The sequence below is a fragment of the Pseudomonas sp. SH10-3B genome, from assembly GCF_019891415.1.
GTDB lineage: Bacteria > Pseudomonadota > Gammaproteobacteria > Pseudomonadales > Pseudomonadaceae > Aquipseudomonas.
Genome location: NZ_JAFLXD010000008.1, coordinates 93,055 through 106,979, shown reverse-complemented (window position 1 = coordinate 106,979; position 13,925 = coordinate 93,055). Strand labels below are relative to the sequence as shown.

Here is a 13,925-nt window from a genome sequence, read left to right as displayed (position 1 = left end):
CATGAGTTACGAAACGATTTTGCTCGAAGTCCAAGGCCGCGTCGGGCTGATTACCCTCAACCGCCCTCAAGCCCTGAATGCCCTGAATGCGCAGTTGGTCAGTGAGTTGAACCAGGCCCTGGATGGCCTGGAAGCCAACCCGGAAATTGGCTGCATCGTCTTGACCGGCTCGAAAAAAGCCTTCGCTGCCGGTGCGGACATCAAGGAAATGGCCGAGCTGACCTACCCGCAGATCTACCTCGACGACCTGTTCAGCGACAGTGACCGCGTGGCCAACCGGCGCAAGCCGATCATCGCCGCGGTCAACGGCTTCGCCCTGGGCGGCGGCTGCGAACTGGCGCTGATGTGCGATTTTATCCTGGCCGGTGACGGCGCCAAGTTCGGCCAGCCGGAAATCAACCTCGGCGTGTTGCCAGGCATGGGCGGCACCCAACGCCTGACCCGCGCCGTGGGCAAGGCCAAGGCCATGGAAATGTGCCTGACCGGGCGTTTTATCGATGCGGTGGAAGCCGAGCGCTGCGGGATTGTCGCGCGCATCGTGCCCGCCGATGAACTGCTCGACGAGGCGCTGAAAGTCGCCACGCTGATTGCCGGCAAATCGGTGCCGATCAGCATGATGGTCAAGGAAAGCGTGAACCGTGCGTTTGAAGTGAGCTTGTCCGAGGGGGTGCGCTTTGAGCGCCGGGTGTTCCACGCGGCGTTCGCGACGCAGGATCAGAAGGAAGGCATGGCAGCATTTGTGGGCAAGCGTGCGCCGGAGTTCAAGGATAAGTAAGCGACCCCTCAAGAACTCAGGATCAAATGTGGGAGGGGGCTTGCCCCCTCCCACATTTGTTTTGTGGTGTGTCAGTTAGAGCTGGTAGTGCTTGAGCTCTCTGGCAATCACCATCCGCTGTATCTCGCTGGTCCCTTCGTAAATCTGCGTGATCCGCGCATCCCGGTAGTAACGCTCCACTGGGTAATCCTCCAGATAGCCATAGCCGCCATGAATCTGCATCGCACTGGAGCAGACTTTCTCGGCCATTTCCGAGGCAAACAGCTTGGCCTGGGACGCTTCCGAGAGGCAGGGCTTGCCGGCGCTGCGTAGGCGCGCCGCGTGCAGGATCAGTAAGCGGGCAGCGTTCAAGCGGGTTTGCATATCCGCCAGCAGGTTGGCCACGCTTTGGTGTTCGATGATCGGCTTGTCGAACTGCACCCGGTCGCGAGCGTAGGCCAGCGCTGCCTCAAAGGCCGCACGGGCGATGCCCAGGGCTTGGGCGGCAATACCGATGCGACCGCCTTCGAGGTTGGACAGGGCGATGGCCAGGCCTTTACCGCGCTCGCCAAGCAGGTTGGCCTCGGGCACGCTGCATTGGTTCAGGGTGACGGCGCAGGTGTCCGAGGCCCGAATACCCATCTTGTGCTCAGTGCGGTCGACCACAAACCCAGCGGTGTCGGTGGGCACCAGGAACGCGGAGATGCCTTTTTTGCCCAGGTCTGGATCGGTCACGGCAAACACGATGGCCAGTTTGGCGCGCTTGCCGTTACTGACGAACTGCTTGGCGCCATTGATCACCCACTGGCCGTCGCGCAGTTCGGCGCGCGTGCGCAGGTTGTGTGCTTCGGAGCCGGCCTGGGGTTCGGTCAGGCAGAAACAGCCAATCGCCTGGCCACTGGCGAGGTCGGCCAGCCAGGTTTGTTTTTGCTCTGTTGTGCCGTAGTTGAGGATTGGCCCGCAACCGACTGAATTATGGATACTCATCAGCGCGCCGGTAGCGCCATCACCTGCGGAAATTTCCTCCACCGCGAGTGCATAGGCGACGTAATCGACATAGGTGCCGCCCCATTCTTCCGGCACTACCATGCCCAGCAGGCCCAGTTCGCCCATCTTCGCCACGAGGGCGTCGTCGATCCAGCCAGCTTTCTCCCAAGCTTGGGCGTGAGGGGCAATCTCGCCACGGGCGAAGTCGCGCGCCATGTCGCGGATCATTACCTGTTCTTCAGTGTATTCAATATCTTGCATGGCTTATTTCGCAACCTGCTCGAAGTGATGGAAGAAGCTGTCGACATGGCTTTTGTCTAGCCCATGGAGCGTCGGCGGGTTCCAGCGAGGGTTCTTGTCTTTGTCGATGATCAGCGCGCGGACCCCTTCGATCAGGTCGCCGCGTTCGAACCATTGGCGGTCGAGGTGCAGTTCCAGGGCAAAGCACTGCTCCAACGGCAAGCGCCGGCCGCGTCGCAGCATTTCCAAGGTCACGGCCATGGCCAGGGGCGAGCGGGTTTGCATCAGGTGCACGGTGTTCAATGCCCACTCATGGCTGTCGGCGACGGTGACTTCCTGGAGTTGCTCGACGATGCTCGGAATATCCGGCAGGCCGAAGAAGTGGTCGATAGCTGGGCGCAATGCGGCCAACGGCGGGTCGGGCAGCCGCTGTACAGCCAGCTTGGCCAGCACGCCTTGCAGGTCTTTGAGCGGCGATTCGTGCCATTGCAGGCTATCGAGCTTCTGGTCCAGGTCGGCGAGTCTGGCACTGTCCAGGTACCAGTCCGCCAGCCCGCAGTAGAGTGCGTCAGCGGCGCGGATCTGCACGCCGGTAACGCCGAGGTAGATCCCCAGTTCCCCCGGGATGCGTGGCAGGAAGTAGCTGCCACCCACATCGGGGAAGTAACCGATGGCCACTTCCGGCATTGCCAGGCGGCTGCGCTCGGTGACGACGCGCAAATCCGCGCCTTGCACCAGCCCCATGCCGCCGCCCAGGACAAACCCGTCCATCAACGCCAATACGGGCTTACGGTAATGGTGGATGGCCAGGTCCAGCGCGTATTCCTCGACGAAGAAGTCTTCGTGCAAGGTGTCGCCGCGCTTGAAGCTGTCATACAGGGAACGGATATCGCCGCCGGCACAGAAAGCCTTTTCGCCCGCACCGCGCAGGACTACGCCATGCACCTGCGGGTCGTCTGACCAGGCCTGCAGCTGTTGCGTCAGGCGGCGGACCATGTCCAGGGTGAGGGCGTTCAAGCCGGAGGGGCGGTTCAGGGTGAGGTGGCCGATATGGTTGCGTACCTCGGCCAGTACGTCTTCCTCAAGCCTATCGGCACTGCTTGCTTCGCTTGAAACCTGAGCAGTCATCTATAACTCCCTGCTTTTATTGTTCTTTATCAAGATGTTCGTGCGCGAACACTCTCGTGAGAGTACCAGTGCAAATTTGCACAGTACAACCCGGAATCATGCAGGTCGTTTTTGCATTTATGCAGGGAGCCGGTGATCCGGCTCAGGGCACGCGACTTGCCAGGACTTCGCCGATGCTGCGGCGGCGCGCGTGGGTTTCGGCTGCGTGAATCAGCTGCTCCAGCTCTGTGGGCGCCACATCATAGAACTGCTCCATTTCGGCCAGCGCCAGCTTCAGGTCGGCGGCGGTCACGGCAGGATCACGGCCGGCATTCGGGCGGTTCAAAATAGCCGTCGGTGACTCAACCGCGCCCTTGGGGTAGCGCGTGCGCGTGGCATTGTTGTAGGCCAGGGCACAGGCGAGCAGGGTGCCGGCGCCGAGCAGCACGGCGCCCATCTCATGCCAGCCCAGGGCGGCGGAGGCTGGATCTGCGAGGACCAGGGTCATGGCAAGGCCGCCGGCGGGCGGGTGCAGGCAACGCAGCCAGCACATCAGCACCACGGCCATTCCGGCCGCCAGGCAGGCACCGCCCAGGGTGCGCCCAAGGACGCGGGCCACCAGCAATGCCACGACACCGGCGCACAGGTAGCTGCCGATGATCGACCAAGGTTGCGCCAGCGCGCCGGACGAGACCGCAAATAACAACACCGCCGAAGCCCCCAGCGGACCGAGTAGGTGCAGCGCGACCTCCATGCCAAAGACCTGGGCACACAGCCACACACTGAACAAGGTACCCAGGGCCATGCCAATGGCGGCACGGCTCCATTCAGTGGGGCGGGTGTTGATAGCAGCGGGAAACCAGCGAGCGAGCATTGAACAGAAATCCATAAACGGCGGGCAAAAAAAAGGCTTGTCTGGTTGCCCGGAAAAGCCCTTCGAAAGTTCCTGCATTTGGGGGAGGAACCTGCGCAGTGTGCCGCGCCTGTTAAGGCAGCGCCAATGCATATTAATGAGGGTTAAATACAAAAATAATGAATTTACAGGCGCTGTATCAAACGGGCGTGAGTCGATCAGGGCGTGACAGAGGGGTTGAGTTCGCCCAATACGCGGTTATCGGCCTCTTCATTGAACAGCTGCTTTTGCAGGTTTTCCTGCAGTCCTGGGTCGCCGGCCAGGGGGCCTTTGAGTGCCACCAGGGCATTGCGCAGCGACATCAGTCGATCCAACGGCGGAGTAGACAGATAGCCGATATGCACGCCATCACGGGCCAAGGCCGCAGGGGTATCCAGTAAACGATCATTTGGCAAGGCATTGTCCTCTCACGAAGTGAACCGCGATGCTGGCTGCAGCTCCTGGCGTCCTTGTTGTAATCCATCGTCCAGGGCGGTAGATACTTACCGCACGTGGACGTCGAGTCTACAGTTGGGCTTAAGGCGCGTGAAAGTGAAATGACACCAGCCATTACGCATAGCTGTGTAGGATCTTTCTGTGCCGTTGCTCAAGGTTGGGTGGATTTGGCCAGGTACAGCAACACATACGGGTTTCGATCGAACTCGCCGGTCAACGTGGGGGTGATAGCGGCAAAGCGCGGGTCTTTCAGCGCCTCGAAATCCACTTGGCTCATCACCAGCCAGGCTGGCCCTTGGATCGGCGCCAGGTCAGAGGCCTGTTGGGTAAACAGCGGTACCTGATCGCAGTCGAGGTTGACCATGTATTTGATGGCCTTGGCGTCTTTGCCCAAGCCGTGCAATACCACGGGGGCCCGCTGCTGCATCACCTGCTCGTGAACGTGCAAGGTAAACGTGCGGGTGTCATACAGGCTGCGCTCCAGCGGCTCCACCACCAGGATATAAGTGGCCCACACCGCCAACACTGCAGCAAACGCCGGAATCACCGGACGCAGGCGTGATCTGAACAACCCCAGCAGTGCCAGTACCTGCAGCGCACCCAGCACACCCAAGACCACTCCCAGATCACTCAACTGTTGCGCATAGCGTGGCCGCACGAACAACAATCCGGTGATCAGCAGCGCGGGCAGCAGCGTCCAGAGCCCCAGTATCAGCCCGCGTAGCCAGGCGAACAGTCGACCCTGTGCGACATAGAAGGGATAGGCCGCAATAATCGCCGCCATCGGCAACATCGGCAGGACATAGCGGGCCTTCTTCGCCTGGGGAATCGACAGGCCCAGCATCACCAGCAACCCCGCCGCGGCGCAGTACAGCACCAACTGCAAGGCCGGCTCCGGGGTACGGCGGCCACCGATTGCCACCGCCAGCAGCACCAACAAGGCCAAGGGATAGGCGAGCGCGTAGTTGCCCAGTGAGCTGGTGAAGTAATACAACGCACCGCTGGAGCCCTCGCTGCCATCCATGCGCCCGAGGAACTGCATGCGGATTACATCCTGCATGAAGCTCTCGCCGCCACTGAGCTTGGCCATCAGCAACAGCAGGCCGACACAGGCCACCAGCAGCGCCAGGGCCAGCCCGCCGAAACTGAACAGCTGACGCCATTGCCGGTTGATCAGGTAGTAGCTGCACAGCACGCCCGTCGGCACGACCAGGCCAATCGGCCCGCGAATCGCGAAACCTAGGATCAGCAGCAGGAACAGCCAGTGCAGGCGTTTGCCCGCCGCGAAATGATCGTGGGCGTAACCCAGGTAGAACACCGCCAGGGTAATGGCCGCGAGCATCTGGTCCAGGGACACCGCGCGGGTTTCGCTGATAAAGGTGGTGCTCAGCAGCAACACCGCAACACTCAACAGGCCCCAGCGTTGGGAGTAGGGCGCCGTCAGGCGATACACCAGGCTGACGATCACTGCCGAGGCCATGGCCGTCGGCAGCCAGGCCGTGAGGCTGGTGACCTGGCCAAGTGGCCATGACAGCAGCCAGGTCATCAGCGTCGAAGTGGCCAGGTAATCGGCATACGGCTGGCCGTAGGTGGTGGGGAAAAAGCTCGGTCCGTGCCGTAGCATCTCCTGGGCAAACACCACGAAACGTGAGTCGAAACCGATAATCGCCTGGTGCCAACTGCCGGCGATGAACAACAACAGCGCCAGCAATCCCAAGCCGAGGGATTGGCGGCGAATCGTTGGGCTGAGCAGGGACGGTTGAGCTTTGTTCACGTATCAGGCTTCCACGACCTGAGGTACCCACTGCTGCTGGGGAATCGGCAACTGGCAGGAATCGCCACGGCCGATCGGGTAGTACTGGAAGCCTTTGCGTGCCAGGCGTTCACCGTCGTACAGGTTGCGGCCGTCGAAGATCACCGGGGTTTTCAGGCGCTGGTGGATCAGGTCGAAGTCCGGGGCCTTGAACTGCTGCCATTCGGTGCAGACGATCAGCGCATCGGCGCCGACCAGGGTGGATTCCGGCGTGCCCATCAGCATCAGCCGCTCCTCGTCACCGTAGAGGCGCTGGGTTTCCTGCATGGCTTCCGGGTCGAACGCCCGCACGCTGGCGCCGGCGGCCCACAATGCTTCCATCAGTACGCGGCTGGGCGCATCGCGCATGTCGTCGGTGTTGGGCTTGAACGCCAGGCCCCACAAGGCAAAGGTCTTGCCGCGCAGGTTGCCCTGGAAGAAGGCATTGATCCGTTCGAACAGCTTGCTCTTCTGGCGCTGGTTGATGGCTTCCACGGCTTCCAGCAGGTCGCTGGAGCAGTTGGCCTGCTTGGCGCTGTGGATCAGCGCGCGCATGTCCTTGGGAAAGCACGAGCCGCCGTAGCCGCAGCCGGGGTAGATAAAGTGGTAGCCGATGCGCGAGTCGGCGCCGATCCCCAGGCGTACGGCTTCGATGTCGGCGCCCAGGTGTTCGGCCAGCTCGGCGATCTGGTTGATGAAGCTGATCTTGGTGGCCAGCATGCAGTTGGCGGCGTATTTGGTCAGTTCGGCGCTGCGCAGGTCCATGAAGATGATGCGGTCATGGTTGCGGTTGAACGGCGCGTACAGGTCGCGCATCACGTCGCGCACTTCTTCACGCTCGCAGCCGATGATGATGCGGTCCGGGCGGCGGCAGTCGGCAACGGCCGAGCCTTCCTTGAGGAATTCCGGGTTGGAGACGATATCGAACTCCAGGTGCCGTCCGGCCAGGTGCAGGGCTTTTTCGATGTGGGCGCGCAGGGTGTCGCCGGTGCCCACCGGCACGGTGGATTTTTCCACCAGGATCACCGGTTCGATGCGGTGGCGGGACACGGCATCGCCCACCGACAGCACGTACTTGAGGTCTGCCGAGCCGTCTTCATCCGATGGCGTGCCGACCGCGATAAACAGCACTTCGCCGTGTTCGACGGCGAGTTTTTCGTCAAAGGTGAAGCGCAGTCGCCCGCTTTCCAGGTTTTCCTTGACCATGGCCGCCAGCCCCGGCTCGAAGATGCTCACATGGCCCTGCTGCAGGAGCTTGACCTTGTTCTGATCGACGTCCATGCAGATGACATCGTGACCGACTTCGGCCAACACAGTGGCCTGCACCAGACCGACGTAACCACTACCAAATACACTGATTTTCATGGGGCATTCCTGGCGCTTGCAGCGCTAGCACGACGAGAGTTAATGACCAGCACACCAAGGATGACCAAGGCCACCCCCAGGGTTTTCGAGAGGGAAAAATGTTCGTTGAACACCGGCAAGCTGGCGGCCAGCAGGTACACCAGTGCATAGCTGATGCTCAGCAGTGAATAGGCGCGGCCCAGGGGCAGGTGCTTGAGGGCGCCGAGCCAGCAGAGCATCGACAACGCATAGGCGAGGATCGCCAGGCTCACCACGCCCAACGCTCCGAAGTCGATGGCGTTGCTGTTGAAGGCCGTCAGCCATTCGGTGGGCAAGGGCAGGCGCGTCATGCTCCAGCGCATGCCCAATTGGGCGGCGCTGACCAGGCCAACGCTGCCCAGGGCCAGGGCAAAACCACGCACGCGGCTCATACTTGGCGCCCCAACAGCACCACACCGGCAATCACCAGCACCACACCCAGCCAATGCCGTGTGTCGATGTGTTCCTTGAACACACAGCGCGCCACCAGCGTGACCAGCACGAAATTGAGGCTGAGCATCGGGTAGGCGATGCCGACTTCCAGGCGCTGCAACACCAGCAACCACACCAGCAAGCCAAAACCCAGGCACAGCAGGGCCGACCACAGCCACGGCGAGCGCAGCTTCAGCGCCCAACCGTCGGGCTGGTCGCGCCAGCTTTCCACGGCGAATTTTTGCGAGACCTGGCCCATGCATGTCAGCAGGCAGGCGGCCAATAACAGGCACAGCGTGATCATGGCGCAACCTGCGGGAACACCAGGATCACGATATTGCCTTGCTCGTAGCGCTTGCCGTCTTTGGGCAGCAGCTCCACTTCGGCGAGTTCGTCGTCACCCTTGACGCGCATTACCACGCCGACCGCGCCGTGTTTGCGTGCGTCGCTCATCCACTGTTGGACTTGCGTGGTGTCGACCTTGTGATGGGCCGCATCGTCAAAGGCCAAGCCATATTTCACTTCGCCGACGGTGTTATAGAGGGTCACGTCCGGGCGCTTGACGCGCCAGGCCAGGGCGGAGGCCGCGCCCAGGTCGTTGCTCAGCAAGGCACTGGTCTGACTCAGCTCCTGAAGGTGATCGATGATGAACTGGTCCGGAGTCTTGTTGTAAACCACCGAATGGGGCAGTGCGGCCGGGACCAACGCCACCAGCAACCAACTGCCGACCACCGGCGCTGCCCACAAGCGCAGCGGGCGTGACGCTTGCAGCAGGTTGGCAACGATCCAGCCGAACAGAAAGACAAACACCAGCACCAGGCTGAGGGTTTCGCTGCCGTGCTCATACACCGGTTTTTTCAGTTGGAACCACGTCAGCGCAAGCAAGGCCAGCACGCCGATGACCAGGTTCAGCCAGCCGTTGATGCGCAACACACGGCCACGGGCCTGGGCCAGTTTGTCGGCCAGGGTATGACCCATCAACAACGCCAGCGGCAACAGGCACGGCATGATGTAGGAGGGCAACTTGCCCTTGGCCAGGCTGAAAAACGCCAGCGGCATCAGCAGCCACAGCAGCAGGAAGGCAGTTTTCGCCGCGCGTTTTTCCTGCCACGCCTGTTTCAGGGTGGACGGCAGCAGCGCAACCCACGGCAGGCAGAATGCGACCAGCAGCGGCAGGTAATACCAGAATGGCTCGGCATGCTGGGCATCCTCGCCGGCAAAACGCTGGATATGCTCGTGCCAGAAGAAGAAGTTCCAGTAGTCCGGCTCTTGCAGGTGCACGGCCAGGGCCCACGGCAGGCTCACAACAATGGCGACGACCACGGCGACCAGGCCGTAACCGAGCAGTTCGCGAAAGCGCTTCTGCCAGATCGCGTAGGGCAGGGCGATCAACACCGGCAACAGCCACGCCAGGAAGCCCTTGGTCATAAAGCCCATGCCACAGGCAAAACCGAGCAGCGCCCAGGCTCCCAGGCGGCCGTTGCGGGTGGTGCTGTCGAAGCAGAACCACAGGGCAACGCCGGTCAGGTTGACCCAGAACGTGAACTGCGGGTCGAGGTTGGCGTAGCCGCCCAGTGCCGCCACGCTGACAAAGCTCATGTACAGCACGGTGCTGACCAGGCTTTTTTGCGGGTCATTCCACAGACGGCGCGACACCAGGTACACCAGCAGGATGCTCAAACCGGTGCTCAACGCCGATGCGAAGCGCACGCCAAACAGGTTTTGCCCGAAGATCGCCTGGCCGAGCGCGATCATCCAGTAACCGGCAGCCGGTTTTTCGAAGTAGCGAATCCCCATGAAGTGCGGCGAGGCCCACTTGCCGGTCAGCAGCATTTCCTGGCTGATCTGCGCGTAGCGGGTTTCATCCGGAATCCACAGGCCGTGGGTGGCCAGCGGCAACAGGTAAAACACACCGAACGCCAACAGGAGCAGGGGCAAGGCCCAACGCCGGATCATGCCTGCTGCACTCCGAGCCAACCCTCACGGCCGTTCAAGGCGCCGCGCACCAGGTGTTGCTGGGGCAGGGTGGTCAGGTCCGCAGGCAACAAGTCGCCCAGCGGTTTGAAATCAATGCCGCGCTGCCCTGCCTGGGCAAGCAACTGGCGAAAATCGTTGGCCATCAGAATCCCTTCTACTTCTGCGTGGATCGTGTAGACGTTGAGCTTCGACGCGGCAAACCGGTCAAGAATGAAGCTGTTGAAGTCTTTGGCGGCCACCACCGGCCCGACGACTTCGTCGAAGGTCGGCAGGTCCACCGGAATTTGTGGCGTACCCGCGCTGCCATCGGCCAATGTCGGCCGAAACAGGCTGGTACCCCGGCAATCGCTGTTGTAGCGAAAGTTGAAACCTTGCTTGGCTTGCACCACACGCTCATCGGCACGCCAACCGGCGGCCGCCGAACAGTCGATGCGTTCGCCCAGGATGTCGCTCAGGGTCTCCACGCCGCGTCGAATCTGCTCGACCAGCTGCGCATCGCTCCAACGCCCGGTGTTGGCCTGCCAGCCGTGGTGATCCCAGGCGTGCAGGCCGACTTCATGCCCCGCCGCCTTGGCCTGGCGCATCAAGTGCCCCAGGTCACGACCGATCGGCTTGCCCGGCCAGGCAGTGCCGGCGAGCAGGATGTCCCAGCCGTACAGGCCGGCAGCGTTGGAGCGCAGCATCTTCCACAGGAACTGCGGGCGGATCAGGCGCCACAAGTGGCGCCCCATGTTGTCCGGCCCGACACTGAAGAAGAACGTCGCTTTTACCCCGGCCTCATCCAGGGATTCGAGCAACCGTGGCACACCTTCACGGGTGCCGCGGTAGGTGTCGACGTCGATGCGAAGACCTGCCTCCATTACTTTTTGTCCGCAATTTCAAGCATGGCTTCACGCAGGAAGAAATCGAGCGTATTACCGATGGTTTCGCTCATTTCCACGGTCGGCTCCCAGTTCAGCAGGCGCTTGGCGTTTTCGATGCTTGGCTTGCGGTGTGCCACGTCCTGGTAACCGGTGCCGTAGAACGCCTTGCTTTCTACATCGCGGAAACCGGCGAACGGCGGGAAGTTGCTGCGCAGTGGGTGTGCTTCGAACTGACGCAGCAGCTCTTCGCCCAACTGACGGATGCTGGCTTCGTTTTCCGGGTTGCCGATGTTGATGATCTGGCCGTTGCAGGCATCGTTGTCGTTATCGATGATGCGCGCCAGGGCTTCGATACCGTCGGCGATGTCGGTGAAGCAACGCTTCTGCTCGCCACCGTCGAACAGGCGGATCGGCGTACCTTCCACCAGGTTCAGGATCAACTGGGTGATCGCACGGGAGCTGCCGATACGCGCCGAATCCAGGCGGTCCAGGCGTGGGCCCATCCAGTTGAAGGGACGGAACAGCGTGAAGTTCAGGCCCTTGGCGCCGTAGGCCCAGATCACGCGGTCCAGCAGTTGCTTGGAAACCGAGTAGATCCAGCGCTGCTTGTTGACCGGGCCAACCACCAGGTTGGAGGTGTCTTCGTCGAAGTACTGGTCCTGGCACATGCCATAGACTTCGGAAGTCGACGGGAAGATCACGCGCTTGTTGTACTTGACGCAGTAGCGCACCAGCTTGAGGTTCTCTTCGAAGTCCAGCTCGAACACGCGCAGCGGGTTACGGGTGTATTCGATTGGCGTGGCGATGGCCACCAGCGGCAGGACCACGTCGCACTTCTTGATGTGGTACTCGATCCACTCGGTGTGGATGCTGATGTCGCCTTCGACGTAATGGAAGTTCGGGTGGCTGCGCAGGCGCTCGATGGCGTCGGAGCCGATGTCCAGGCCGTAGACTTCATAACGGTCGTCACGCAGCAGGCGTTCTGACAGGTGGTTACCGATAAAGCCGTTCACACCGAGGATCAGCACGCGGGTACGGCGCGGCTTGCGGCCGGACTCGGCACCGCGCAGCACGGAGCCGTCGACCAGGCCCAGTTCGTTGGCCAGTGACGGACCGGCCAGATACAGGCCGTTGTCGTTGCGCTGGCCGAACTTGACCACGAGGGAGTCTTCACCGCAGGCGATGCGCAGCGGGTTGACGCTGATCACGCGGCCCGGCGCCAGGCCTTCATTGCCCTTGACCACTTCGGCTTGCCAGACGATGAGCTTGTGCTCACCGACGGCGCAGAACGCGCCCGGGTACGGTTGAGTCACCGCACGCACGAGGTTGAACAGTTCTTCAGCCGGTTTTTTCCACTCCAGCTTGCCGTCGGCAGCGGTGCGACGACCGAAGTAGGTGGCCTGGCTTTCGTCCTGGGCGGTTTCAGTCAGCTTGCCTGCGGCCAGTTGCGGCAGGGCGTCGCGCAGCAGGCTGGTCGCTGCATCACGCAGTTTGGCGTGCAGGGTCAGGCCGGTGTCAGTGCGCTCGATCACAACTTTCTGTTGGGCCAGGATCGCGCCGGCATCGGCACGCTTGACCATACGGTGCAGGGTCACGCCGGTTTCGGTTTCGCCGTTGACCAGCACCCAGTTGGCCGGTGCGCGGCCACGGTATTTAGGCAGCAGCGAGCCGTGCAGGTTGAACGCGCCTTTGCTGGCGGTGGCCAACAGCGGCTCGCTCAGCAGGTTGCGGTAATAGAAGGAGAAGATGTATTCCGGGTTCAGCTTGGCAATGCGCTCGATCCACAACGGGTGGTTGGCATCTTCCGGCGCGTGCACCGGGATGCCGTTGCGCGCGCACAGCTGGGCGACGGAACCGTAGAAATTGTTTTCCTTGGGGTCATCGGCATGGGTGAACACGGCGGCAATGTCGTAGCCGGCAGTCAGCAGGGCTTCAATGCCCGCACAGCCAATATCGTGGTAAGCGAAGACAACGGCTTTTGAATTCATGACGAAACCTGATCGGAAGGAGAAGTTGTGGTGGTATGGGAGGACACCAGGCCGTCAACGACGACCACGGGTGCCGGTGCTGCGGGTTGGTTGCGCAGCACTTTTTCAATAAAGAAGCGGGGGCGGGCGCGGACGTCGCTGTACATGCGGCCCAGGTATTCACCCAGCAGGCCCATGCCGATGAACTGGCCACCGGTGAACACGAACAGCACCGCGAACAGTACGAACAGACCGTCGCCGGCCCAGTCAGCACCGAAGGCCAGGCGCATCACGATCAACGCAAAGGCGAAAAATACGCCCAGCGCGGCCAGGCTGAAGCCGACGATGGAGAGCAGGCGCAGCGGGGTGGTGGTCATGCAGGTCAGCAGGTCGAACATCAGGCTGATCAGGCGCATGGCGCTGTATTTGGATTCGCCGTGTTCACGCTCGGCATGGTGCACCAGGATCTCGGTGGTATGACGGGCAAAGCCGTTGGCCAGGATCGGGATAAAGGTGCTGCGCTCGCGGCAGGCGAGCATGGCGTCGACGATGGTGCGCCGGTAAGCGCGCAGCATGCAGCCGTAGTCGGTCATGGCCACGCCGGTGGAGCGTTGCACGGCGAGGTTGATCAGGCGTGAAGGCCAGCGGCGAAAGGCCGAGTCCTGGCGATTGTTGCGTACCGTGGCGACTACGTCGTAGCCCAGGGCGGCTTGTTCCACCAGGCGCGGGATTTCTTCGGGAGGGTTCTGCAGGTCGGCGTCGAGGGTAATCACCACTTCGCCCCGGCACTGCTCGAAACCGGCCATGATCGCCGCGTGCTGCCCGTAGTTGCGATTGAGGATAACCGCCACCACATTGCTGCCGTCTTCAGCGGCGGCGTCTTCGAGCATCTGGGCGGAGTTGTCGCGACTACCGTCATCCACCAGGATGATTTCGTATTCGTAGGCCAGTTGCTTGCAGGCTGCTGTCGTGCGACGCAGCAATTCAGGCAGGCTGTCTTGTTCGTTGTAGACCGGGATAACGATCGACACGCAATGAATAGGGTAGGGTTTCAAAGATTCATGACCTCGGAGTT

General features: G+C 61.8%; 13 protein-coding genes. 1 reads left to right on the top strand and 12 read right to left on the bottom strand.

All coding sequences use genetic code 11. From position 1 onward, the window contains the following. Nucleotide 1 precedes the first annotated feature (1 nt). Complete coding sequence (locus J1G35_RS08880; protein ID WP_223014686.1) at nt 2-775, top strand: enoyl-CoA hydratase; 774 nt, start codon at nt 2-4, stop codon at nt 773-775. Between the two features lie 75 nt (nt 776-850). Here J1G35_RS08880 and J1G35_RS08875 read toward each other — a convergent pair whose 3' ends face one another. The 12 genes from J1G35_RS08875 to arnC all read right to left on the bottom strand — a co-directional run bounded on the left by J1G35_RS08875 (nt 851) and on the right by arnC (nt 13,905). Continuing rightward, entirely contained in the window at nt 851-2,002 is a 1,152-nt protein-coding gene (locus tag J1G35_RS08875; RefSeq protein WP_223014684.1) for an acyl-CoA dehydrogenase family protein, read from the bottom strand. 3 nt (nt 2,003-2,005) lie between these two features. Continuing rightward, on the bottom strand, nt 2,006-3,109 hold the full coding sequence (locus tag J1G35_RS08870; protein ID WP_223014682.1) for an enoyl-CoA hydratase/isomerase family protein: 1,104 nt from the start codon (nt 3,107-3,109) through the stop codon (nt 2,006-2,008). 142 nt (nt 3,110-3,251) lie between these two features. Beyond that, nucleotides 3,252-3,962, bottom strand: a complete 711-nt coding sequence (locus J1G35_RS08865) for an HPP family protein (RefSeq protein ID WP_053129823.1) — start codon at nt 3,960-3,962, stop codon at nt 3,252-3,254. A 197-nt stretch (nt 3,963-4,159) separates the two neighbouring features. Then, entirely contained in the window at nt 4,160-4,396 is a 237-nt protein-coding gene (locus tag J1G35_RS30875; protein ID WP_082340924.1) for a type VI secretion system contractile sheath small subunit, read from the bottom strand. A gap of 191 nt (nt 4,397-4,587) precedes the next feature. Further along, on the bottom strand, nt 4,588-6,210 hold the full coding sequence (locus J1G35_RS08855; protein WP_223014680.1) for a phospholipid carrier-dependent glycosyltransferase: 1,623 nt from the start codon (nt 6,208-6,210) through the stop codon (nt 4,588-4,590). Nucleotides 6,211-6,213: 3 nt separating this feature from the next. Continuing rightward, a complete protein-coding gene (locus J1G35_RS08850; protein WP_053129829.1) occupies nt 6,214-7,593 on the bottom strand; it encodes a UDP-glucose/GDP-mannose dehydrogenase family protein in 1,380 nt (459 codons plus the stop codon). Further along, on the bottom strand, nt 7,590-8,003 hold the full coding sequence (arnF, locus tag J1G35_RS08845; protein ID WP_223014672.1) for a 4-amino-4-deoxy-L-arabinose-phosphoundecaprenol flippase subunit ArnF: 414 nt from the start codon (nt 8,001-8,003) through the stop codon (nt 7,590-7,592). The genes J1G35_RS08850 and arnF overlap by 4 nt, the downstream gene beginning before the upstream one ends. Next, complete coding sequence (arnE, locus tag J1G35_RS08840; RefSeq protein ID WP_053129835.1) at nt 8,000-8,347, bottom strand: 4-amino-4-deoxy-L-arabinose-phosphoundecaprenol flippase subunit ArnE; 348 nt, start codon at nt 8,345-8,347, stop codon at nt 8,000-8,002. The genes arnF and arnE overlap by 4 nt, the downstream gene beginning before the upstream one ends. Beyond that, nucleotides 8,344-9,999 carry a lipid IV(A) 4-amino-4-deoxy-L-arabinosyltransferase gene (arnT, locus tag J1G35_RS08835; protein ID WP_053129841.1) on the bottom strand — a complete coding sequence of 552 codons (1,656 nt, stop codon included), beginning with the start codon at nt 9,997-9,999 and terminating at the stop codon, nt 8,344-8,346. The genes arnE and arnT overlap by 4 nt, the downstream gene beginning before the upstream one ends. Next, nucleotides 9,996-10,880 carry a 4-deoxy-4-formamido-L-arabinose-phosphoundecaprenol deformylase gene (gene arnD / locus J1G35_RS08830; RefSeq protein WP_223014669.1) on the bottom strand — a complete coding sequence of 295 codons (885 nt, stop codon included), beginning with the start codon at nt 10,878-10,880 and terminating at the stop codon, nt 9,996-9,998. Before arnD ends, arnT begins: the two co-directional genes overlap by 4 nt. Further along, nucleotides 10,880-12,871, bottom strand: coding sequence for a bifunctional UDP-4-amino-4-deoxy-L-arabinose formyltransferase/UDP-glucuronic acid oxidase ArnA (gene arnA / locus J1G35_RS08825; protein ID WP_223014667.1), 1,992 nt, complete (start codon nt 12,869-12,871; stop codon nt 10,880-10,882). The genes arnD and arnA overlap by 1 nt, the downstream gene beginning before the upstream one ends. Next, nucleotides 12,868-13,905 carry an undecaprenyl-phosphate 4-deoxy-4-formamido-L-arabinose transferase gene (arnC, locus tag J1G35_RS08820; protein ID WP_053129847.1) on the bottom strand — a complete coding sequence of 346 codons (1,038 nt, stop codon included), beginning with the start codon at nt 13,903-13,905 and terminating at the stop codon, nt 12,868-12,870. Before arnC ends, arnA begins: the two co-directional genes overlap by 4 nt. Nucleotides 13,906-13,925 lie beyond the last annotated feature (20 nt).